This window comes from Nocardioides sp. 503 (assembly GCF_004522095.1).
Classification (GTDB): Bacteria; Actinomycetota; Actinomycetes; order Propionibacteriales; family Nocardioidaceae; genus Nocardioides.
The window spans coordinates 680,856-703,384 of the sequence record NZ_SPUI01000004.1 but is presented as its reverse complement, the minus strand read 5'-3'; the positions used below and the strand labels follow the sequence as shown (position 1 = coordinate 703,384).

16 protein-coding genes are annotated in these 22,529 nt (G+C 72.3%); 6 read left to right on the top strand and 10 right to left on the bottom strand.

Annotation, left to right across the window (positions count from 1 at the left end; translation table 11 throughout):
• The first annotated feature begins 33 nt into the window (after positions 1 to 33).
• Entirely contained in the window at positions 34 to 1,791 is a 1,758-nt protein-coding gene (locus E4622_RS17130) for a right-handed parallel beta-helix repeat-containing protein (RefSeq protein ID WP_134741398.1), read from the top strand.
• A gap of 20 nt (positions 1,792 to 1,811) precedes the next feature.
• Here the strand turns inward: E4622_RS17130 and E4622_RS17125 are convergent, their stop codons facing one another.
• The 3 genes from E4622_RS17125 to E4622_RS17115 all read right to left on the bottom strand — a co-directional run bounded on the left by E4622_RS17125 (position 1,812) and on the right by E4622_RS17115 (position 7,743).
• Positions 1,812 to 3,332, bottom strand: a complete 1,521-nt coding sequence (locus E4622_RS17125; protein WP_134741397.1) for a polysaccharide biosynthesis tyrosine autokinase — start codon at positions 3,330 to 3,332, stop codon at positions 1,812 to 1,814.
• An 11-nt stretch (positions 3,333 to 3,343) separates the two neighbouring features.
• A complete protein-coding gene (locus tag E4622_RS17120; protein WP_167736137.1) occupies positions 3,344 to 6,859 on the bottom strand; it encodes a PKD domain-containing protein in 3,516 nt (1,171 codons plus the stop codon).
• Positions 6,860 to 7,104: 245 nt separating this feature from the next.
• The gene (locus tag E4622_RS17115) at positions 7,105 to 7,743 is read right to left on the bottom strand and encodes a hypothetical protein (protein WP_134741395.1); all 639 of its coding nucleotides are present in this window, start codon (positions 7,741 to 7,743) and stop codon (positions 7,105 to 7,107) included.
• 176 nt (positions 7,744 to 7,919) lie between these two features.
• On the opposite strand from E4622_RS17115, the gene E4622_RS17110 reads away from it, so the two are divergent.
• Positions 7,920 to 8,960 carry an LCP family protein gene (locus tag E4622_RS17110; RefSeq protein ID WP_134741394.1) on the top strand — a complete coding sequence of 347 codons (1,041 nt, stop codon included), beginning with the start codon at positions 7,920 to 7,922 and terminating at the stop codon, positions 8,958 to 8,960.
• Positions 8,961 to 8,973: 13 nt separating this feature from the next.
• Here E4622_RS17110 and E4622_RS17105 read toward each other — a convergent pair whose 3' ends face one another.
• A complete protein-coding gene (locus tag E4622_RS17105) occupies positions 8,974 to 9,648 on the bottom strand; it encodes a LuxR C-terminal-related transcriptional regulator (RefSeq protein ID WP_167736136.1) in 675 nt (224 codons plus the stop codon).
• Between the two features lie 381 nt (positions 9,649 to 10,029).
• Between E4622_RS17105 and E4622_RS17100 the strand changes: the two genes are divergently transcribed.
• Together E4622_RS17100 and E4622_RS17095 are read left to right on the top strand one after the other, a co-directional pair.
• Complete coding sequence (locus E4622_RS17100; RefSeq protein WP_167736135.1) at positions 10,030 to 11,625, top strand: HAMP domain-containing sensor histidine kinase; 1,596 nt, start codon at positions 10,030 to 10,032, stop codon at positions 11,623 to 11,625.
• Positions 11,535 to 12,284, top strand: coding sequence for a response regulator transcription factor (locus tag E4622_RS17095; RefSeq protein WP_134741391.1), 750 nt, complete (start codon positions 11,535 to 11,537; stop codon positions 12,282 to 12,284). Before E4622_RS17100 ends, E4622_RS17095 begins: the two co-directional genes overlap by 91 nt.
• Here the strand turns inward: E4622_RS17095 and E4622_RS17090 are convergent.
• Positions 12,232 to 13,446 carry an exopolysaccharide biosynthesis polyprenyl glycosylphosphotransferase gene (locus tag E4622_RS17090; protein ID WP_167736134.1) on the bottom strand — a complete coding sequence of 405 codons (1,215 nt, stop codon included), beginning with the start codon at positions 13,444 to 13,446 and terminating at the stop codon, positions 12,232 to 12,234. The two genes, E4622_RS17095 and E4622_RS17090, sit on opposite strands and share 53 nt — an antisense overlap.
• 772 nt (positions 13,447 to 14,218) lie before the next feature.
• Between E4622_RS17090 and E4622_RS17085 the strand changes: the two genes are divergently transcribed.
• Both E4622_RS17085 and E4622_RS17080 read left to right on the top strand, forming a co-directional pair.
• Complete coding sequence (locus tag E4622_RS17085; protein WP_134741389.1) at positions 14,219 to 14,914, top strand: response regulator transcription factor; 696 nt, start codon at positions 14,219 to 14,221, stop codon at positions 14,912 to 14,914.
• 89 nt (positions 14,915 to 15,003) lie between these two features.
• Positions 15,004 to 15,762, top strand: a complete 759-nt coding sequence (locus tag E4622_RS17080; RefSeq protein WP_134741388.1) for a bacterial transcriptional activator domain-containing protein — start codon at positions 15,004 to 15,006, stop codon at positions 15,760 to 15,762.
• 22 nt (positions 15,763 to 15,784) lie between these two features.
• Here the strand turns inward: E4622_RS17080 and E4622_RS17075 are convergent, their stop codons facing one another.
• The 5 genes from E4622_RS17075 to E4622_RS17055 all read right to left on the bottom strand — a co-directional run bounded on the left by E4622_RS17075 (position 15,785) and on the right by E4622_RS17055 (position 22,526).
• Positions 15,785 to 16,183, bottom strand: coding sequence for a VOC family protein (locus E4622_RS17075; RefSeq protein WP_134741387.1), 399 nt, complete (start codon positions 16,181 to 16,183; stop codon positions 15,785 to 15,787).
• A gap of 183 nt (positions 16,184 to 16,366) precedes the next feature.
• Positions 16,367 to 17,212 (bottom strand): phosphate ABC transporter ATP-binding protein, encoded by an 846-nt coding sequence (locus E4622_RS17070; RefSeq protein ID WP_134741386.1) that lies wholly within the window; start codon positions 17,210 to 17,212, stop codon positions 16,367 to 16,369.
• A 112-nt stretch (positions 17,213 to 17,324) separates the two neighbouring features.
• Positions 17,325 to 18,893: a substrate-binding domain-containing protein gene (locus tag E4622_RS17065; RefSeq protein WP_134741385.1), complete on the bottom strand. Its 1,569-nt coding sequence runs from the start codon at positions 18,891 to 18,893 to the stop codon at positions 17,325 to 17,327.
• Between the two features lie 76 nt (positions 18,894 to 18,969).
• Entirely contained in the window at positions 18,970 to 19,929 is a 960-nt protein-coding gene (locus E4622_RS17060) for a sortase (protein WP_134741384.1), read from the bottom strand.
• Positions 19,926 to 22,526 (bottom strand): hypothetical protein, encoded by a 2,601-nt coding sequence (locus tag E4622_RS17055; protein WP_134741383.1) that lies wholly within the window; start codon positions 22,524 to 22,526, stop codon positions 19,926 to 19,928. The genes E4622_RS17060 and E4622_RS17055 overlap by 4 nt, the downstream gene beginning before the upstream one ends.
• Positions 22,527 to 22,529 lie beyond the last annotated feature (3 nt).

Below are 22,529 nucleotides of genomic sequence, written 5' to 3'. Positions count from 1 at the left end.
ACGGCCCCCGACGCGGCTCCAGGAAGTCATCTCGTGTCGATTCTCGGTCTCCGCGCGCCTTCCCGCGCGGTCCTCCTGACCCTCCTGGTCACGCTCCTCCCGAGCGGCGTCGCCGGTGCCGCACCCCCCGCGTCGGGGGTCGCCGCCGTGGCGCCCGCCCTGCGGGCGCCGGCCACGCTCCACGTCGCGCGCCAGGGGCACGACTCGGCGAGCGGGTCCTCCGCGGCGCCGCTGCGGAGCATCTCGGCCGCTGTCTCACGCGCCCGCTCCGGCGACCGCGTCGTCGTCCACGGCGGCACCTACCACGAGAGCGTCGTCATCCCCGAGGGCAAGCGGCTCAGCCTGAGCAGTGCGCCGGGGAGCCGCGTCTGGCTCGACGGCTCGCGTGCGGTCACCGGCTGGAGCAGGGAGGGCGCGCGGTTCGTCCACACGGGTTGGGGGGTCGAGCTCGACAGCAGCCCCACCTACACCTGGGGTGCCCCGGACAACGACGAGGAGGCCTGGACGTTCATCGACCGGGCCCATCCCATGGCGGCGCACCCCGACCAGGTCTGGGTGGGTGGCCGGGAGCTCCGGCAGGTCGGCTCCCGTGCTCAGGTGCGTCCCGGCACCTTCTACGTCGACGACGCCGGCGACCGTCTCCACCTCGGCACCGACCCGCGCGGCAGGTCCGTGCGCGCCAGTGACATCGCGAAGGCGATCTCGATCCGCGGCGCGGGCTCGTCGGTGAGCGACATCGGGGTGCGGCGCTTCGCGCCGTCCGTGCCCCACATGGGCGCGGTCACGGTCGAGGCGCCCCACGTGTCGCTGCGACGTATGCGGATCCTGGACAACGCGACGACCGGTCTCCACGTCTCCGCGCGCTCGGCCACGCTGACGCACCTCGAGCTCGCCGGCAACGGCATGCTGGGCGCCGGGGCGACGTACGCCGACGGGCTGCGCGTCATCGGGCTCCGCGCGCGCCGCAACAACACCGAGCGGTTCAACTACTCGCCCGTGGCCGGCGGCCTCAAGGTCGACCGCACCCGCGGCGTCGTGGTCCGCGACAGCGACTTCAGCAGCAACGCCGGGACCGGCCTCTGGCTCGACGAGTCGTCCTTCGGCATCGTCGTGACCGGCTCCTCGATGCGCCGCAACCTGCACCACGGCCTGTCCCTGGAGATCTCCGCGCGCGCGGTCGTCGCCGACAACGTCATCGCCGGCAACGCCGACCACGGGGTCAAGGTCAACAACACGAGCAACGTGTCCCTGTGGAACAACACCATCGTGGGCAACGGACGGCCGCTGAACATCGTCCAGGACGACCGGGACCCCACCGACGAGGGAACCCCCGGACGAGACCCGCGGCGACCGCGGCCGGACCCGACCATGCCGTGGGTCAACGGGCCGATCGAGGTCCACAACAACATCGTCTCCGCGTCCCGCGGGGCCACCTGCCTGCTGTGCGTGGAGGACTACTCCGGCAGGTTCACCGCACGGCAGCTTCGCGTGCGCGCCTCGGGCAACGTCTACCGCCGGCCCGACCGCAGGTCGCCGTCCTGGGCGGTGGTGTGGTCCCGAGGGTCCCGTGACCCTGCCGTCTTCCTCTCGGTCGGCGCCTTCCGCGCGGCGACGAGCCAGGAGCGGCGCCACCTCGACCTGGTGGGTCCGGCCGCCGTGACGCGGTCGCTGCGCGCGACGCAGCGGGTCGTCGCCCGGACCGGCAGGGTGGCCGTCGGACTCCCCCGCGCCGTCGCTCGGGTCCTGGCCCGCCGTGCCGGGGTGCGACACCTCGGCGCCTGGCTCGGCTGAGCCCCGCGCCGGGGCAGGCCTCAGCGATCGCACCCTCCACCGGTGTCGAGGCCGACCCGGGTCAGCCGGACCCCGTTCGTCCGCGGTGGGGCCTCGACCGGCACCTGACGGGCCGCCACCGGGTGGACCGCCGCCCGGCCGTGCTCGGCGGCCGGTTCCCCGGGTGGGGGCGCGAGCTCCACGCGGTCACGTGTCAGCTCCGCGCCGTACTCGTGCTGGGCTCCACGCCGCGTCCGCTCCCGCGTCAGCACCGTGCCGAGGAGGTCGACGCGGGCGTTGCGCAGCCGCTCCATGCTGGCACTCACCTCCTCGGGCCGGGTCGAGAACGCCCGGATGACCAGCACCACCCCGTCCGTCTGGTCGCCGAGCACCACGCCGTCGGTCACCGCGAGCAGGGGCGGCGAGTCGTAGATCACCACGTCGAATCGGTCGCGGAGCGTGTCCACCAACGAGGCCATGGCGGACGAGCCGAGCAGGGCCGCCGGGTCCGGGGGCAGCGACCCTGCCGGCAGGACCGTCACCAGCCCCAGGTTCCAGGACACCAGCACGTCCTCCAACCGGCTCTCCCCCACGACGACGTCGGAGAGCCCGAGACTGCCGTCGATCCCGAGGAAGCGGGACACTCCCGGCCTTCTGAGATCGGCCTCCACCAGGCACACCGACGCACCGCTCTGCGCCCAGCTGATCGCCAGGTTGCAGGCGACCGACGTCTTCCCCTCGCCGGCCGCCGCCGAGGTGATCACGAAGTGCCGCAGCTCCCGGTCGACGGTGGCGAACTTGAGCGCCGTCCGCACCGTGCGGAACCTCTCCGCCGACGCCGACCTCCAGTCCAGCGCCACCAGCGGTCGCTTGGCCGCCGCGCGCTCGTGGAGCGTCGCCCCCAGGGGGGACATCTCCGTCAGGGCGCGCACCCCGTCCTGGGTCTTGACCCGGGTGTCGAGGTGCTGGCGCAGCACCGCGCCCACCAGACCCAGCGCGAGCCCGGCCACCCCGCCGAGGACGAGGTCGAGCAGCACCCGGGGCGAGGACGGCTTGACGGGCACGTCGGCGGGTCGCGCGAGCGACACCCGGACGTTCGAGGGGCCGCTGGTGCGCGCGGTCTCGAGGTCCTCGATCACCATCCCCAGCCGCACGGAGACCGCGTCCGCCGTGCGCGCCGCCCGCGCCGGGTCGGCGTCCTCGACGGCCACGTCGAGCAGGACGGTCTCCGGCGCGCTGGTGACCGAGACCTGCTTGGCGAGCTGTCGCTCGGTCACGTCGAGGTCCAGCTCCTCGATCACCGGCGTCAGCACGTCGGGACTCTTGACCAGCGGGGCGTAGGACTTCACACGCTGCACGGCGAACTGCGAGCCCTGGAAGATCTCGCCCTGTCCGCTGGTGTCGACCTGCTCGGCCACGGTGACGAACGACGTCGCCGTGGCGGTGTAGAGGGTCTCCGCGGTCGCGACGGCCACGGCCGCACCCAGCAGCCCGAGGACCAGGCCCGCGACCCAGACCCGCCAGCGTCGCTGCAGGACCAGGAAGTACTCGGCGAAGGTCATGTGCTCTCCTCCTACTGCGTCGGCGAGACGCTGAGGTCGTCGAAGAGGCCCAGCACCGGCGCGTTCGTGGCCGAGCCGGAGAGGTAGGTCCGCAGGCCCATCCCGCCAGCGACCTGCAGGCTCGCGGTGCTGTCGGTGACCGACGACGTCCACGCGGCCGGCTCCGGCGCACCGCTCGCCCACACCTTCACCCGGAAGGTCGTCGGAGAGGTCCCGGACGCCTGCGCACGCACCTGCACCAGCTCACCGGGGGCGACCGTGAGCCCCGGGACGGTGCGGGTCACCAGCGTGGTGTCGGCCCCCGACACGGTCCGGCCGAGGATCAGGGCGACGGAGCCGCCGGCCACCATCCGGACGTCGGCGTAGTAGCGGTTGCCGTTGGCGAGCAGCCGCGGCTGGACGGTCAGGTAGACACCACCACCGGTTGCAGCCTTGTCGGCCCCGACCCGGACCCGGAGGTCGGTGTCGGACGACACCGCGCCGTCGAGCGCCATGCCGGGCCCGGTCCCGGGGCTCGACATCCGGATCCGTCCGCGCCCGTCCGCGACCGAGAAGTTGGTGACTGCCCCCGCGCGGGTCCAGGGACCTCCCAGGTCGGCGCTGCCCCACCCGTCGGTCACCTGGCGCGCGAACGCGTCGCGGGCGTAGGGCTGGGCGCCGGGCGGCGGCGCCTGGACCTGCACCTGCCGGGTGACCTCGGTCGTGGCTCCGTCGTCGTCGGTGACGCTCAGCGTGACGTCGTAGGTGCCGGCGGCGGTGTAGGAGTGCGACGTCGAGGACGAGGACGTGGCGGGGGCGGTCGCTCCGTCGCCGAAGTCCCAGGCGTAGGACACCACCGAGCCGTCGGAGTCGCTGGCGGTCGCGACGAGGGTGGCCGTGAGCCCGTTCGTCGTCGCCGTGAAGTCCGCGTCCGGCGGGTCGTTCGACGTCGGGGCGGTCACCGCGACCTGCTGGGTCCGCGAGTGGGTCGCGCCGTCGTCGTCGGTGACGGTGAGCGTCACGGGGTAGGTGCCCGTCGCGGCGAAGGTGTGCGACGCGGTCGGCGTCGTGGCCGACGCCTGGCCGGCGAAGTCCCACGCGTAGCCGGCGATCGTGCCGTCGTCGTCGGTGGCCGTCGACGCGACGTCGACGGTCAGGCCCTCGGCCTCCCAGCTGAAGCTGGACCGCGGCGGGACGTTGGGCGTCGGGGCACCGGTGCCGGCGGTGTAGTGAGCCGCCACCTCCGCGGCGCTCAACGCCCGCTTGTAGACGGCCACCTCGTCGAGGTCTCCGTTCAGGAAGGCGCTCGAGGGGGCCGTCGGCCAGCTGGTGAGGGTGTCGCCGCCCAGGCGCCAGTAGCCGCGTGCCAGGTGCTCGGCCGTCGTGACGTCACCGCGCTCGCCGACGAGTGCGCCGTCCACGTAGAGCCTCATGCCGTCCGGGGACAGGCTGGCGGCGGCGTGGTGCCAGGAACCGTCGCGGTACGCGCCCGGGCTGGTCACCACCTGGCGGCTCTGGTCGGGCTTCACGCCGAACACCACCTGGCCGGCGTTGTTGAGGTAGAGGTGCCGGTCCGTCTTGGAGGAGTTGCGGTCGTTGCGGTTGCCGCGGCCCACGATCTTGCCACCGGTCGAGGACGTCGTGCGGAACCACGCCTCGAGCGTGAACACGTCCGGAGGGCTGTCGATGGTGGTGGTGTAGGCCCGCGTGGACGTGGCCCCGTCGAAGCGCGACGCCACGTTCGTGGGGTCGTTGGTGATCGCACCCGGCACGGCACGGGTCACCCCGGTGGCCGTCGTCGTCATGGGCCGGAAGCCGGCCGAGTCCGCAGCCGCCGTCCCGCTGGCCTCGTTCAGGCGCCACCAGTGGGTGGGCTCGCTGGCCTGGACGGCCTCGACGTAGGCACTGTCCGACCCCGCGCCCGCGACCACCACGTCGGTCCACGGCGAGTTGGCGATGTTGCCGAACGCGTCCGTGACCGCCACCCGGTAGCGATGGCTGCTGCCGGGAGCGACGCCGGTGTCGTCGAACCCCATGCCGTAGTGGTTCCACCAGCTCGCCCGGACCTGCCGCGTGTGGATCAGGCCGGTGCCGCTCTGGACGTCGCGGTACAGGCGGTAGGTGAGGTAGTCGTTGTCGATGTCCTCGTTGGTGCTCCAGTTGATCCGCACCTTGCCGGCCTCGGTCGAGCTGACGTTGAGGGGGTAGGTGGCGTTGAACAGGCTGGGGCCCTGGTCGTTGGGGGCGATGCCGGGCTTGGCGAACCGCACCAGGCCCTGCTGGTTCTGGCCGTTGACCCGCGTGAACTCACCGCCCATGGACACGTAGTCGGCGTTGCCGGTCACGCTCCAGGGTCCTTGGATCTGACCGGTGTAGGTGCCGGCGTTGAGGTTCGGGTACCAGGTCAGCACGGAGGAGCGAGGCTGACCGGCGAAGCTGTAGTAGCGCCCCTGGTCCGGCTCCCAGGTCGCGGTGCCGGTCGGGGTCTTGCCGAAGGCCAGGCCCCGGAAGTAGGGGTAGTCCCCCACGCCGCCGTCGCCCTGCCGGATGGAGTCGATGTTCTCGCAGTAGTGCGTGTGGCTGGCGGCGTACACGACCTCGCCCTGGGCGTGCAACGAGTAGGTGTCGCCGTGACAGTCGTTGAGCCAGCGGACGGCCCCGTCGTTCCAGGACGCGGAGAACGTCCCCTCCCAGGTGCCTCCGGAACGGCCGAAGGTGTAGCCGCCGCCGTAGACGTGGTCGGCATCGGAGGTGAGCGTGGTGATCGCGCCGTTCGCGGTGCCGTTGCGCACGACGCTGTTGGCGAGGAAGGGCAGGGTGGCGCCGGTGCCGGCGTCGACCATGCCGAGCCCGTAGCCGGGGTTGGACGAGCCGTTGAGCGCGGTGAAGGAGCCGCCCACCGCGAGCTTGGTCCCGCTCGGGTTGAGGGTCATCGCCCAGACGTCGCCACCGGTGGCGGCCGGCGCCCAGTTGAGCAGCGCGCCGTTCGACGCGTTGAACGCGGCCAGGCCCTGCCGGGTCTGGGTGCCGACGTCCTGGAACTCGCCGCCGGCGTAGACCGTGGTGTTGGTGGCGGCGAGGGCGTTCACGTGGTAGTTCACGGGCGGGTTGAAGGTGGCGACCAGCGCCCCGGTCGTGGTGTTGAACGCCGCGATCCGGCGGCGGGAGACCCCGTCGACGGTCGTGAAGTCGCCACCCACGTAGAGGCGCGTCTGGTCCGGTGACACCGCGATGGCGCGGACCTGGGCGTTGAAGACGGGGGCGAAGGACGTGACCAGCGCACCGGTCACGATGTCGTAGGCCAGCAGGTTTCCCCGCGCGACGGTGCCCGAGCCGGCCGGCGAACCGGCCGGGCGGGCGTTGCTGAAGCTGCCGCCGGCGTAGACCCGGTTGCCGACCATGGCCTGAGACCACACCACCCCGTTGATCTGCACGGTGGGCAGGGCGTCCGCCGACACCGTCGGCGGGGTCGCCGGGTCCGCCGGGTCCTGCGGCGAGGTGTCCGACCAGACCGGCGCGGGACCTGCGGCCACGAGGCCGGCGGCCACCACCCCGACGAGTGCCGCCAGCAGAGCCGGGCGCCGCGACCGGCTCCGGATCCTCCGACTGCGCGGCGCCTGTCCGGTCCGCGTCCCCCACCAGCCCCGACGTGTCACCGTCATCCCCCTCCACCCGCTCAGCAGCTCTACGAATCCGGCTCCGGCCGGCGCGGCCACGACCGTAGGCAGGCCCGCGCACCGAGGTGCGGCACCTCCGCGAACACCATCAACATTGGGGATGGGGCGTCGGGCGCTCACGCGACGTCCCCTGCGAAGACCGCGACCGGCGCCCCGCCGCGGTAGCTGACCGAGACCCGGACCCGGGTGCCGCCCTCGTCCTGCACGCCGAACACGTAGACCCCGGTGGCGGTCCCGCCGGCCGGCACGCTGCCCTCGAAGGGTCGTCCGCCCGGACCCGTCAGCGTCGCCGCCGGCGTCCGGTCGGGCCCGGCGAGCAGGTCGACGACCGCACTGTCGACGGGCACCTCCTCCTCCGACCGGTTCGCCAGCTCGACGGTGACCCGCAGCGCGGGCCCCGCGATCTCTCCGACCCCTCGCGCCACGCCCTGCACGTCCTCCACGTCGACGATGCGGAGGGCGACGCCGTGTCCGAGCCTGGCGGTCGCTGTCAGCGGGACCGCCGGCTCGGGAGTGACCTCCTCGACCGGCACCTCGTCCAACGACCCCGGCGCGGGAACCTCCGTGGGCCCGGACGACGGGGCGGACCCCGGCGGCGAGGTCGGCGCGGCCGGCGCGGCCGCGTTCGGCGGCCGCCTCCCGGAGTCCGCGTCGTTCGCGTCCTCCGGACCGAGAGCCCACACCAGCGCTCCCAGGAGCGCCAGGACTGCGGGCACCCACCACAGGCGGCGGGCGTGGGTTCGTGACGGGTCCACGGGGTGCTCCTCGGGCTCGGGTGCTGACCGAGCCAGCAGACCGTCCCGCGACGGCACCCGCTCCCCGGGCACCGCCATATCCCCACTCTTGGGGATATGGCCCGACCACCGCTGGTCACACCCGTCGGGTGACGAATGGTCTCGCTGGACCACACCCGTCCCTACGGAGGCCAGCCATGGGCGCCACCCGACCCCGCCGCAAGCACCGCACCGCGCTGGTGCTCCTGACCGTGCTGGGCGTCCTCGCCGTCGTCTCGGTCGGCGGCGCCTACTACCTGGGCCGCCGGGTCGTGGCCCCCATCGAACGGATCGACCACGTGTTCACCGGCCTGGAGAACCGCCCCTCGAAGCCGGTCCGGGGTCCCGCCGCGCGCGCGGTCAACATCCTGCTGCTGGGCAGCGACCGTCGCTCCGACGAGCCGACCACCGGAGACGGGGCGCGGGCGGCCGCCTTCGTGCCCGGGGCGCAGCGATCGGACACGATGATGCTCCTGCACATCGACGCGGACCGGCGGGGAGCATCGATCGTCTCGCTGCCGCGGGACTCCTGGGTCACGGTGCCGGGCCACGGCGAGAACAAGATCAACGCGGCCTTCTCCTACGGCGGAGCCTCCCTCGCGGTCGCGACCGTGGAGGAGCTGACCCATGTGCGCGTGGACCACCTCGCCATCATCGACTGGGACGGCCTTCGCGCGCTGACCGACGAGCTGGGAGGGGTGACCGTGACCGTGCCGGAGACCGTCCACGACTCGGCGCGGGACATCACGTGGACCGCCGGGGAGCACCACCTCGACGGTGAGGCCGCGCTCGCCTACGTCCGCCAGCGCTACGGCCTTCCAGGAGGGGACCTGGACCGCGCCAGCCGTCAGCAGAACTTCCTGCGGACCCTGATGGCCGACACGCTCGAGCGGGTGGGCGACTCCGGCCCCTGGGGCGTCTACCAGCTGCTGGGCACGATCACCCAGCACCTGAGTGTCGACGCCGAGTGGTCGACCAAGGACATGACGAGGCTCTTCTGGTCGCTGCGAGACCTCGACGAGGACGAGGTGACGTTCATGACGGTCCCGGTGGCGGGGCTGGGGTACGAGGGCCCTCAGAGCGTCGTCCACCTCGACCACGCCGCGGGCCGGCGACTGTGGGACGCCGTGAGGAGCGACCGGTTGGCCTCCTGGGTACGCCAGCACCCGGACGCGCCGCTCGGGGAGACCGTGCGGTGAGGCGTTCGGCCCGTCACTCCTCGCGAGGCCCCTCCCACCGGTCGAGGAGCGCCGTCGCCGCCAGCTGCCGGGAGACCCCGAGCTTCTGCAGCACCGACCTGACCTGACTGCGGACCGTCGAGTGGGCGACGCCGTGCAGCTGGGCGATCTCCCGCACGGACCGCCCCAGGCGCAGCTGGAACAGGACCTCGGCCTCCCGCGGCGTGAGCGAGCTCATCCGGGCGGCCATGCTGTCGCGCTCGGCCTCGTCCAGCCGCCACTGGGCCGTCAGCTCGTCGCGCTCGGGCGGGAGCCGGCTGGTGCCGCTGACGCGGAACGTCGCGATCGCGGCCAGCAGCTCGGCGAGACTCGTGGTGCTCGACAGGACGCCCACGACGCCGGCCTCGAGCATCCCGCCCCACAGCGCCCCCTTCGGGGTGTCGGTCATGAGCAGCCACCGCGTCGGGTAGACCCCGACCAGCCAGCGCGCCGTGTGGGTCACCGGAGGCGTCAGGTCGCAGATCATCACGCCGAGGGACGGCCGGGGGGCGTCGTCAGACCATCCCACCTGCAGGTCCCGGCGCGTGCCCGGCCAGGGGAGCCGGATGACGGTGAGGTCGCTACCGGCCAGGGCGGCAGCGACGGCGTCGGTGACCAGCGAGTGCGCGGAGGTCACGGCGACGGCGTCCGACGCGTCGGAGTCGCTCACAGTGCGTGACCGTGCAGCGCGATCTGGAGCATGACATCGGCCCTCCCGTTCCTCGTCTGCGTCGGCGCTCCATCCTCCTGCGGCCCGCGCACGCGGCGGTGTCAACCGAAGGCATTGAGCCCCACTTTTGGGGATGCCAGGACTCGGCACGACCGGCAGAGTTCTCCTCACGACGCCCATCAGTCGCCTCACTCGGACCGCGGCGACTCCGTCCGTCCGCCTCGGTCCCCCGGGCGGGCGCACACCCGACGCCGGGCCCGCCCCCAGACAGGCCACCGGTCTAGAGCGCGGCTGGTGGGTCGTCGGGGGGCCGCTCCCCAAATTCGGGTATACGCCTTCGGGTCACCGGGCCGAGGTGTCCAGGCTTCCTACATTCCCGGTATGACGAGTGGGGGATCGCGCACGGGGTGGGTGCCGCACGTCCCGGGCCGCTACCCACGCCAGGTCTGGACGGCGCGGGCCAGCGCCCTCGTCCTCGTCATGGTGCTGGCTCCGGTCGTGGGCACGCTGCTGATCACGCCGGAGCTGCGCTCGATCGGTGGGCTGGAGACCATCACCCAGCTCCTCATCTTTCCCATGGTGATCGGTGCCTCGGTCCTGCTGTACGTCCAGTACCGTCTGACCGACTCGAACGTCGTCGGCTGGCTCGCCCTCTGCCTCACGGAGTACTCGGTCCAGGGGGCGGCCCTGGCCGGCCTCCGGGCCTCCGAGCCCGACGTGTTCTTCAACCGCGCCGGGTGGACGCTGATCATCGACGTCCCCGCCGCCCTCCTCATCCTGGGCTGCTTGCGGTTGTCCGACCGCGTGCGCCACGCCGCCGACCCGTTCGCGGTCGGCCTGCTGCTGGGTCTGCTCGTCGCCGGGGTGAACGTGGCGGCCAACCGCTTCGGCGGCGAGCTGCTCCTGACGGACCCCGCCGTGGTGACCGCCCAGGTCGCCCTGGCCGTCATCGGATGCGGCATCGCCCGTGCCGCGTACCTGCTGGAGGGGGTGGCGAGCTGGTTCTCGGCACGGCTCGGCGTCGGCGTCATCGCGCTCGTGGTCAACCGCGTCGCCACCACGCAGGAGAACGTCGGCCCCATCGGGGAGGCGGTCGCGATCGCCACCGGTCTCATCGGGGTCCTGCTGATGGTCAACGCGGCAGGCGCGGGGCTTCGTCTCGCCGTCCAGGAGCAGCGCCTGTCCCTGGTCGTCCTCGCCGACCAGGTGGCCACCATGCAGGCCGACGAGCGCGACGTCCGCGCCCGCCTGCACGAGATCACGAACTCGCTGGCCGGCATCGCCGTGGCCTCGAGCCTGCTCCACCAGAAGGAGGAGGTACCGGCGAGCAAGCGGCGACAGCTCGAGCGGATGCTGGACTCGGAGGCCGGTCGCCTGTCGCGGCTCCTCGCCGGTAAGGGCAACGACGCGTTGTCCGAGCCGCCGTCTCGGCCGCAGGACACGTCGCACGACCGCCAGTCGCTCGTGGACCTCGACGAGGTCATCTGGCCGCTCGTCACCGCCCAGGAGGCCCTCGGCCGTGTGGTGGAGTGGCACCCGACCGGTCACCAGGGGGTGGGCGACCCGGACGCCGTGGCGGAGGTCGTCAACATCCTGCTCGACAACGCCGCCCGACACGCACCGGGCTCACACTCGGTCGTGGAGGTCACCCGGCACGGGCACACGATCGAGGTGATCGTCCGCGACGACGGACCCGGCATCCCGGCGGAGGTGCGCCACCACCTCTTCGAGTGGGGCAGCCGCGGCCCGGACTCGGAGGGGCAGGGCATCGGCCTGCACCTTGCCCACCGGCTCATGGCCGCCACCGGCAGCTCCCTCCGGCTAGAGACCCAAGACGTCGGCAACACCTTCGTCATCAGCCTGCCCGCACCAGAGGAGACCACCCCATGCACACAGTCCGAGCGACGAGACCGAACTCGCGTGTCCTCATCCTCGAGGACCACCTGCTCTTCGCCGAGTCCCTCGAGCTCGCCCTGACCCTGGAGGGATACGCGGCGCGACGGCTGCCGCTCCCCGCGTCGCCCGGCGGCACCGGTCAGCTGCTCGCCAGCGCCCTGCGGATGCAGCCGCGCCTGGTGCTCCTCGACCTGGACCTGGGGGCCTTCGGTGACGGCGTGCGGCTCATCCACCCGCTCGCAGCGTCCGGCGCGAACGTCGTCGTGGTGACGGCGTCCGCCGACCGGTTCAGGTGGGGCGAGTGCATGCGCTACGGCGCTCGCAAGACGCTGTCGAAGACGCAGCCCCTCAACGAGATCCTGGCGGTCGTGCGCCGCATCCACCAGGGCCTTCCCGTCGTCGAGGCGCGCGAGCGCGAGGAGCTCCTGCGCGGATGGCACGAGCACCGGCAGGAGGTGCAGGGCCAGCGCCAGCAGCTCGAGAGCCTGACCCCGCGCGAGCGCGAGGTCCTGGCGGGACTCATGGAGGGCATGCAGGTCGGCGACATCGCGCGGGTGAGCGTGGTGTCGGTGGCTACCGTCCGCACGCAGGTGAAGTCGATCCTGGCGAAGCTCGGCGTGTCCTCCCAGCTGGCCGCCGTCGGGATGGCGCACAACGCCGGCTGGCGCGCCGTCGGCCGGGAGACCGTCAGTACGCTCCCCGATGCCTCAGGACGGCACTCAGCGTCCGGCACAGGATGAGCAGGTCGAAGGTCGGGGACCAGTTGTCCACGTAGTGCAGGTCGAGACGCACGGTGTCCTCCCAGGAGAGGTCCGACCTCCCGGACACCTGCCACAGGCCGGTGATCCCCGGCTGCACGGCGAGTCGCCGGCGGGTGTCCAGGTCGTAGCGCGCGACCTCCTCCGGAAGGGCCGGGCGCGGCCCGACGAGACGCATGTGCCCGAGCACGACGTTGAGAAGCTGGGGCAGCTCGTCGAGCGAGTAGGTACGCAGCCACCTGCCCAGAGGAGTGACGCGAGGGTCGCTCCTCATCTTGAAGAGCACGCCGTCGGAGTCGTTCGACAGGGGCGTCTGCGCCGGCGTGGAACCCATGGTGCGCAGCTTGTAGATGGTGAAGAGACGCCCGTCCCGACCCACCCGCTGCTGACGGAAGACCGCGGGGCCCGGTGACTCGCGTCGGACGGCGAGACCCACGATCACGAGCAGCGGCAGGGTGAGCAGCAGCGCCACCGCGGCGACGCACCTGCCCGCCAGGTCGACGACGAGCGACCCGACGCCGGACCTCCGCACCGGGTGCACCCGGACGAGCGGCACTCCGCCGACGTCCGTCGCGTCCAACCGGGACGAGGACACGCCCACGAGCGGGGTGCCGACGCACAGCGGCAGCCGCGAGCGCTCGAGCTCCCACTGGAGCCTGCGCAGACCGGCCGGCTCCAGGCCGGCCTCCGGCATCACGACGACCGAGCAGGCGCCGATCCGTGCGGCGTACGACGCGACCTCCTCCAGGGGCACCGTGGTCACTCCGGGGGCCTCCTGGCCACGGGGTGCGGCCGGGGCCCCGGTCCGGAGCGAGATGACCGAGAGCGCGGGCCCGGCGCGTCGCTCGAGGGCCGCGACGGCGTCCTGCCGCTCGTCGCCCCCGATGACCAGCACGCGAGGTCGTCCGCGGACACCACGCGCTCCGGCGGCCCACCACGCGGCGCCGCGGAGGGCGAGCGAGGCGGCGGTGCACGCCAGGGCCAGGAGGAAGGCGTCACGCGCCGTGAAGGCGCTCCCCAGGACGGTGGAGGCGGCGCAGCCCACCAGCGCCAGCAGGCCGCCTGCGCTCACGAGACGACGAGCCGCATGGGCGAGGCTGGCGACCAGGACCAGCTCGGTCGCCCGTGACGTCTGGACGGCCACGCCCCACCCGAGGGGCAGCGCCGCGACCAGCAGCAGTCCCGGCCCTGACGGTCGGGTAGACCAGACTGCCAGGGCCCCGATCAGGGCCAGCACGACGTCCCCGAGCAGGAGCGACGGGGGCGGGGACCAGGGCGGCGGCTCCGAGCGTGGGTGGACGAGCCGAAGCGCCTCGTACTCGCGAACTCCCGGGACCGGAAGGCTGGCATTGGTCACCGTGGCCCACTCCCCCTCGCCCCCGTGGGCGCTACGTTCATGTGGACGGGCCGACGACTCACGTCGACTGCCGCCTCCGGACGCGGCAATCCTGACCGGCCGCGAGCCGACGCGGCTTCCTCGCCGCTTCTTTCCCCAGAAGTGGGGAGGGCCCCTCCGAGAGGCCGACCGAGCCCGAGCCACCGCTGGTCGGAAACGGACTCGAGGTAGGTGAACAGCCGAGGGCTATACCACGAAATCCGTACCAAACCCGACAAGCGACAGCGCAAATGCACCGTGAAGCGACCGATTTTGCGATTTTTTATTGGACCCGTGCCTCCATATTGGGGTTCACTGGCGACCAGGGGGGGAACAGGATGAGCGGATCGGTGGCATTGGAACGTGGGTGTGGGGTAGTCCGGGGGCGCGCCCGGACAGGTGGGGGCGACCGGGGCCTCGCTCGGCCGGCGCCACGACGGCGCGCCGGGCCCCCTCGGACCCTCGACCGGCGACGGGAGCGGGACCGGCCGCGGGGCGCCGACCTCGCCACCCGGACCCACACGACCCGAGGATCTGCGTCATGCTGCGCCATGGGCGCCTGAACCGCGTCACCATCGTCGAGGACCACGCCCTCTTCGCCGAGGCGCTCGAGCTGGCCCTGTCGCTGCAGGGCCTCGAGGTCCGCCGGGTGGACACCGAGGCGGAGGGGCTGACGCAGAACCGACTGCTGACCGAGGTCCTGAGGTCCCAGCCGGGAGTCGTGCTGCTCGACCTCCAGCTAGGACCGGGCCTCAGTGCAGTGCCGCTGATCCGGCCTCTGAGCCAGGTGGGCGTCGCCGTCGTCGTCGTGACCGGCAGCGTGGACCGGTCCGGGTGGGGTGAGTCCCTGTTCAACGGAGCGAGGACCGTGCTCCCGAAGTCGACGCCGCTGAGCACGATCCTGGCGACCATCAGGCTGATCGGCGAGGGCCGCAGGGTGCTGACCCGGGAGGACCGCGAGCGACTCGTCGACGACTTCCACCGCCACCGGATCGAGGAGGAGGACCGCAGGGCGCGCTTGGCGACCCTGACCACGCGCGAGCGCGAGATCCTCGCGGAGCTGATGGACGGGCGTCACGTCCGCGAGATCGCGCAGGCCTACGTCGTCTCGGAGGCGACCGTCCGCACCCAGGTCAAGTCGATCCTGTCCAAGCTCGGCGTGTCCTCCCAGCTGGCCGCCGTGGGGTTGGCGCTACGAGGCTCGCGGGACACGACACCGGCACGACGCGAGGGCTGAGACCTGCGGTCGGCGGCGCTGCGCCGCTACCATGGCGAACGACTCAGGTCTCCAGTGCTCGAACTGCGCCACATGGGGGGGCCCTTGCGATGAGGCCGCAGAACAACATCAAGATCGAGGTACTCGGCGAGCTCGTGGCGCGTCGGTGCGACGGGACCATCGTCGGCCATGACGAGTGGCGGACCGGTCAGACGCGGGACCTGCTGCGGATCCTGGCGCTCAACAACGGTCGTCGTCTGCGGCGCGCCAGCGTCGCCGAGCAGCTGTGGCCGAACGTCAGCCTGGACCGCGCCCGAGCCAGCCTGCGCACCGCCGGGAGTCAGATCCGGAGCGCCCTCGGCTCGGACTGTCTGGTGCGCCACGGCGACGGATTCGCGCTGGAGGGGGTGTGGGTCGACGTCGCCGTGTTCCAGGAGGACGCTCGACGGGTGTACTCCCTCACCCGCGTTGGTCGCCACAAGCGCGCGCTCTGCCTCGCCCAGGCGGCCGAGCGCCTGTACCGGGACGACTTCCACGCTCACGACGACGAGAGCCCGTGGGCCCGCACGGAGCGTGAGCACCTCAGGCGCATGCGCATGGTGATGCTGTGCCAGGCCGCCGAGTCGGCGAACGCCATCGAGGACTACCCGCGTGCCGTCGCGCTCGCCGACACGGCCGTCACCATCGACCCGACGTCCGAGGCAGCGCGGCGGGCGCTGATGGTGGGCCATGCCGGGCTGGGCGAGATCGGCAGCGCCCTGCGAGTCTTCGAGGAGCTCCGGGCCCACCTCGCCGAGGACCTCGGCGCCGACCCCTCCGCCCAGACCAAGGAGCTGCACCTGCGGCTGCTGCGGGGCGGTCCGGTCTAATCAGGCGACACGGCCGGCGCGCTCAGCCAGGAGCGTCGACCTCGGCCTGCGAGCGCAGGATGCAGAGCTCGTTGCCCTCCGGGTCGGCCAGCGTCACCCAGGCCGTCCCCGGACCGTACTTGCCCCGGTGGTCGGCCACGACCGTCGCGCCGATCCCGAGCAGCCGCTCGAGCTCCTCGTCGCGGGTGCCCTCGCGCGGACGCAGGTCGAAGTGGATCCGGTTCTTGGCCGACTTGGGCTCCGGCACCTCGATGAACAGCACCGAGTGCCTGGTCTGAGGGTCGAGGATCATGCACTCCTCGTGGCCCGGCAGGTTCGGGTCGCCGTCCACGTCGACGTAGCCGAGCACCTGCTTCCACCACTCCGAGAGCTCGTAGGCGTTGACGCAGTCGATCGAGGTGTGCGAGATGAAGGACGTCATGTCCCGACCCTGCTCCGTGCGTGGTTGCGGGGCAACCGGGTTTGTGGGCGCCGCCCCCGCAGGGAGATTCACCGGGTACCCGGTGAAACTCACGCTCCCGGCATGAAACTTCGTACCGGAAGCGTGAGTTTCGTACAGGTTGTGGGACGGGAGTGACACTCACGCCACCGAGCACCGACAGGCTCAGCCGAAGCGGCCGTTGACGTAGTCGGAGGTGCGCTGGTCGCGGGGGTTCTGGAACATCGTGGGGGTCTCCCCGTGCTCGACGATGACGCCGGGGGTGCCCTGGGAGGCGAGGAAGAACGCGCAGCGGCCGGAGACGCGGGCGGCCTGCTGCATGTTGTGGGTGACGATCACGATGGTGACCTCGCGGGCCAGCTCGAGCATCGTCTCCTCGATCACGCGGGTCGAGGTGGGGTCGAGGGCCGAGCAGGGCTCGTCCATCAGCAGGACGCGCGGCTTGATCGCCAGCGAGCGCGCGATGCACAGGCGCTGCTGCTGGCCGCCGGACAGGCCGCCGCCGGGGGCGTCGAGGCGGTCCTTGACCTCGTTCCACAGCCCGCCCTTGACCAGGCACGACTCCACGAGCTCGTCCTTGGTGGAGCGGGAGGCCTTGGTGCCGGTCAGCTTGAGGCCGGCCAGGACGTTCTCGCGGATGGACATCGCGGGGAACGGGTTGGGCTTCTGGAACACCATGCCGATGGCCCGGCGCGCGTCGATGAGGCGCTTGGACGGGTCGTAGATGTCCTCGCCGTCGAGGCGCACCTCGCCGGCCAGCTGGGCCGAGGGCACCAGCTCGTGCATGCGGTTGAGGATCCGCAGGAACGTCGACTTGCCGCAGCCCGAGGGGCCGATCAGGGCCGTGATCTCGCCGGCGTTCATCGTCAGCGAGACCCGGTCGAGCACCTTGTGGGAGCCGAACCAGGCAGTGATGTCGCGCGCCTCGATGGCCGCGAGCGGCGCGGCCGGTGGCACCGGCGCGCTCGGGGGTACGGCGGGCAGGGTGACGGTGGCGTCGGTCGCGGTCATGGTGCGGTTCTCCTCGGGATGCTGCGGGATCCTGCGGGTGGTGCCGGGCCGGGCGACCGCCGTGCGGCGGCCACCCGGACCCGGGTCGTGCGATCGAGCGGTGGGGCAGGGACTACTTCTTCTTCTTCTTGGCCTTGGCCTGCTTGATCTTGAAGACCTTCGAGGAGCCGACGGAGACGGCGTCACCGGCCCAGACGACCTTCAGGTTGTTGGCGCCGACCTTGAGCTTCGGCAGGACGATGACGACCTTGCCGCTGACGAGCTTCTTCGAGGCCAGGACCTTGGCGCCGCGCATGACCTTGACGAGGCCGGTGGCCTTGGCGCCGACGCCGGCCAGGACGACCGTGACGGTGCCGCGGGCACGCTTGCCGGCCTTGACGGCGGCCGGGAAGGACTCGGTGATCGACGACGACGTCTTGACGACGCCGGCGCCCATGTCCTCGGAGGGCTCGAAGACCGACTCGGCGGCCGGGGTGAAGACCGCGCGGTAGGTGTGCGCACCGGGCGCGACGCCCGACTTGGTGAGGACGGCCTGGCCCGAGGTGAGCGGGATGTTGGAGCCCAGGACGGTCTCGCCGTCGTAGAACGACACGGTGCCCGAGGGCGAGGTGCTGCCGGCGACCCGCGCGGTCAGGCGGGCGGTGCGGGCGACGGTGCTGGTGACGGTGAGCGTCGTGGTCGTGACGACCCGCTCGTTGAGGGTGAAGTTGCTGGTCGCGCCCTGGGTGGGCTGTCCGCAGACACCCTCGAAGGCCGAGGTCGCGAGCTGCTTGAAGCCGGCGGCCTCGATCAGCGGGCGGGCGTCCGTCGAGCAGACGTAGCCCTGCTCACCGAACACGGCGAGCACGTTGGCGTTGCCGACGTCCGTGCCGCGCACGACGTTGTAGAGGGCACGGTCCGCGCGCCAGCCGGACTCGAGACGCAGCGTCTGGCCGAGCAGGCCCGCGCGGCCCTCGGAGAAGGGGGCCACCGCGTTGGCGTCGCTCTTGATGGCGGCGTCCGAGTGCTCCTGGACCTCTTCGACCTTGCCGCCGAGGGTGACGTCCACGCCGGCGTTCATGGCCTTGAGCTGGGCCACGAAGAAGGTGCGGGTGCCCGAGCCGGCCTGCGGGATCTTCGGCGCGATGATGCCGTTGCTGCCGCCGACCTGGTTCCAGTTGGTGATGTTGCCCTTGTAGATGTCGACGATCTGCGCCGGCGTCAGCGAGGCCGGTGCGTTGGAGGCGACCGTCTTGGACACCGCCATGACCAGCGTGTCCAGCGCGAACGGGAAGGCCTGGAGGCCGCCGCCCTGCTCGTTGGCGTTGAGGGCGGAGGAGGAGCGCGCGAAGTCGATCTGGGTGTTGTTGCCGGCGCCGTAGAGCAGGCCCTTGCCGGCTCCCGAGCCGTTGGGCCGGGTGATCTCGGTCGCGTTCGGGAGCGGGATGGTCCCGCCACCCAGCGCGGAGTACGAGGCCACGCGGACGGCGGGGCTGGTGGCGTTCCAGCCGTCAGCCAGCAGCTTGAGGGCGTGCTGGCTGGTGTCGGAGCCGACACCGATCAGGTCCGCGCTGGTGGGAGTGAACGCCGTGTCGTCGGGGTCCGCGGTGTAGGCCGCGTGGGCCGGGGCCGTGGTGAGGGCGATCGCCGAGAACGCCACCACGGAGGTGACGGTCGTGGCGAACAGCTTGCGTGCGTGCATGAGTGGGTTCTCCTCGGTTGGTGGCCGCGGCGCGGCCGGATCTTCGGATCGTGCGGTCAGAGGTGGGTCGGACGGGTCAGATCACGTTGGGCAGCAGCCGCATCACCACGTCGGTCGTGGCCCAGGACAGGGCGATGGCGATAGGGCTGGCGATCACCCAGACCAGCGCGGCGGACCAGCGCTGGCGGGCGGCGACGATCGCCAGGGTCAGGGCGAGGAGGAGCGCGAGCGCCAGCGCCAGCAGGGGGAAGGCCCCCGTGTCGTAGGCGAGCGCCTTCTCCGAGTCGGGGACGGCGGCGGGACGGCCGGCCGGTGCGGGGAAGCCCTTGGCGGCGTCGGCGTCGACGTAGAGCACGTCGCGCGGCTGCAGGGCCGCGAGCCGCCCCTCCCCCTCGCTGGTGACCAGCGTGAGGCGAGCGGCGCCGGGCGCGAGCGGCTGCGGCTGCGGGTCGCCGGCGCGGCGCACGCCGAGCACCGTGAAGTCCAGGGTCCCCTGGGCGCCCACCACCGTGATCGTGTCGCCGGCGCCGAGCTCGTCGAGGTCGCCGAATGGTCCGCCGTACGTCGAGGAGCGGCCCATCAGCACCGACGTGCCGGCCTGCCCGGGCAGGACCGTGTTGCGCAGGTGACCGGGCCCGGCCAGGGTGTCGCCGCTCGCCGTCCCCTCGACCACGACCTGCTCGAGCCCGATCCCCTCGGCCGTGACCACGGCCACGGGGTCGCCGGCGGGCACCACCGGACCGGTGGGCGCGGTCGCCCCGGCCAGCTGCTGGCGGAAGTCGTCGTAGAGCAGCGCCTGCGCCCGGTCCTGGGAGACGCCGCCCAGCACCAGCAGCTGCGCGACCACCCAGGTGCAGACGATCGCCAGCATGATGAAGGCGGTGGAGACGGTGAGTGCCGTCTCCTCCCCCGCCATCGGCGCACGGGGCGCCCGCGGCGGCTTCGGTGGCTTCTGCGGACGTGGGGTGCGCCCGCGCGGCGGTACGGCGGGCGGGCGCGAGTCGTTCACGTCGGCGTCCGGGAGCGTGGCGGTCACGGCTGCCGCCGCGGGGGGCGGACGAAGAACCGGATCCCGCTGCCCACCAGCCCACCGAGCAGCGCCAGGACGAGGAGGAACGGCATCAGCCGTCCCGCCATCGGCGAGCTCATGGCCGTCGTCGGATCGGTGGCGACCGGCTCGGCAGGACCGGTCGCGGTCGGCGCCGCCGACGGGACCGCTGCGGACGGGGCCCCGGCGCCGGGTGCGGCGGGAGGCTCGACGGTGCCGCCACCGCCCCCGGTGCTCGCCCCCGCGGTCGGCTCGGCACTCGGCTCGCGGGCAGGGGTCTGCTTCTCCACCGCGTCGGCGACACGCTGGGCGGCGTCGTACAGCTTGGCGGTGACGCCCTTGGCCCGGATCGGCAGGTAGCCCTCCGGCAGCTCCCCGTTGCCCGTCCCCTGGCGCTGACCCTCGGAGGTGGACACCCGGATGAACTGGGCGACCTTCTTCGCGTCGTCCTCGTCCATGCCGCGCAGCCGCGCCGCCGTGTAGACCACCATCGCTCCGGGATAGGCACGAGCCGACCGCCGGACGTCCGCCTGGTCGAGCACGAACGGGTCGAGCTTGCCCTTCTGGTCCGTGAGCGAGACCGCCGCGGCGATGGACCCCTCGGTGGGGGTGACGTACCGGCCGCTCTTGGTCTCGAGCGCTGCCGACCGGAGGCCGAAGCGCTCGGCGTCGCCCAGGCTGACGATGCCCAGCATGAAGCGCGATCCGTAGGACTGGCGGTCGACGCGGCCGAGCTTGTAGGAGTCCGTCGCGACGTCGTACTCACACCGCGTCTGCACGTTGGGCCACGCGTCCAGGAGGGCCTCCGCGATCTTGCGCAGCGTCGTGACCGGCGCGGCCAGCTGGGTGAAGTAGACGGCCGGGTTCTTCTGACGGCAGGTGTTCTCGGTCTCGGGGATGTAGGAGTCGAGCAGCGGCCAGCTGGAGGTGGGGAGCTTGATCCTCTTGTAGGCCGGGTTGACGCGCATGCCCCACGGGTCGGGCTTGCCGTTGACGAAGCTCATCGCGGCCTTGTCGTGGGCGATGTAGTCGGTGACCTGCTCGACCACGTCGGAGGACTCCGAGAGCGAGAGCAGGGTCGCCCCGACCTCCTGGACGTTCTGGCTCAGTCCCTTGTTCAGCCTCACGAACTCCGGGTCGCTCATGATCGCGAGCGGGTTGTCGCCGATGCCGGGGTGTCCCCGACCGAGGTCGGATCCCAGGTAGGACTGCGTCATGAGCTTGGCCAGCAGCCGGGCGTTGAGCCGCAGCGAGGTGAACTCACCCGCGTTGTCGGGCCGGTCGACGACGTAGCCCACGGAGAAGCCCGTGACCGCGGTCGGCGCGTAGCCCACCGGGTCCTCGCTGCGCCGCTCGTGGGCGCTGGACACGACGGCCGCCGGGGCCCTGCCCGACTCCATCAGCCGGAAGCCGGCCTCGTCGGAGGTCCGGTTGTGCTGGAACTTGAAGCGCTTCTTGTTCAGGCAGTACGCCGGCGCCCACTGCAGCGCCGCCTGCGCCAGCAGCTCCGAGCCGTAGAACCCGGTCGGGGAGCGCGGGTCGAGGACGTCGCACACCCCCGGCGGGAGGCCGAACGTGACCGGGATGGAGAACCGGTTCTTCCAGTTCGACGCCGACCACCACAGCGCCGGGGAGACCGCCTGGTCGACGCCCTCGTTGGAGAAGTTGCTGGAGCCGGGCTCGAACCGGCCACCCTTGCGGCAGGCCTTGTCGGCGTTGCTGGCGGGCGTGGACGGCTTGTCGCAGCTGAGGCCGTTGATCGGGATGACGACGACCGAGCAGTCCACCTTGTCGTTGCATCCGAGCGACTCGTTCTCGATGTCGCTGCGCACCTCGAACTGCACGGAACCGTTGCCGGAGGTGTCGGTGAACGCCGCGATCTCGTTGGGCGGGAACGCCGAGCCCACCGCCGCCTCGGGAGGCATGTGGTCGGCGTCGCACGCGGGGTGCACCTTGCCCTTCGCCGAGACGAACGGCGTCAGGCGCGTGTAGAACGGCGCAATGTCGGCCGTCGGGCACTCGGCCGCGGTGGGGAGCGGCGTCATGCCGGACACCCGCTCCTTGTCGGCCGCGGCGGCGTTGAGGTCGTGCACCCAGGACGCCTCGCTCTCCGAGCGGGTGATCTGGGAGCGCTGCGCCACCGACGCCGTCCAGCAGGTCTCCGGCCGCAGCTGCTTGGCCTTCGGCAGCGAGGGGTCGTCCACCCCGCGGCACTGCATGACGACGACGGGGTACTCCTGCTGGAGACCGTTCTCGCCGTACGGGTTGCTCGCGCGGCCGCCGCTGGGCTGCGCTCCCTTCCACTCGATGAGGATCCGCTGACGCCCCCGCAGGTTGCGCGTCTGGTCGGCGGTGACGGTGACGTTGTTGGTCGGGAAGGAGTACGTCGTGCCGTCGGCGTTGGTGAGGACCCGGGTGAGCGCCTTGGTCTTCGAGTACGCCGCACCGCCCGGCGCGGCGGCGGGAGCCGGGCCGTTGGCCTCGGCCGGGACCCAGGCGACCAGGCCGGCCACCAGCACCGACACGAGCACGGCCAGGGCCGTGGCGACGACCGGACGCACGCTGCGCCGACGCAGTCGGCTCATGGG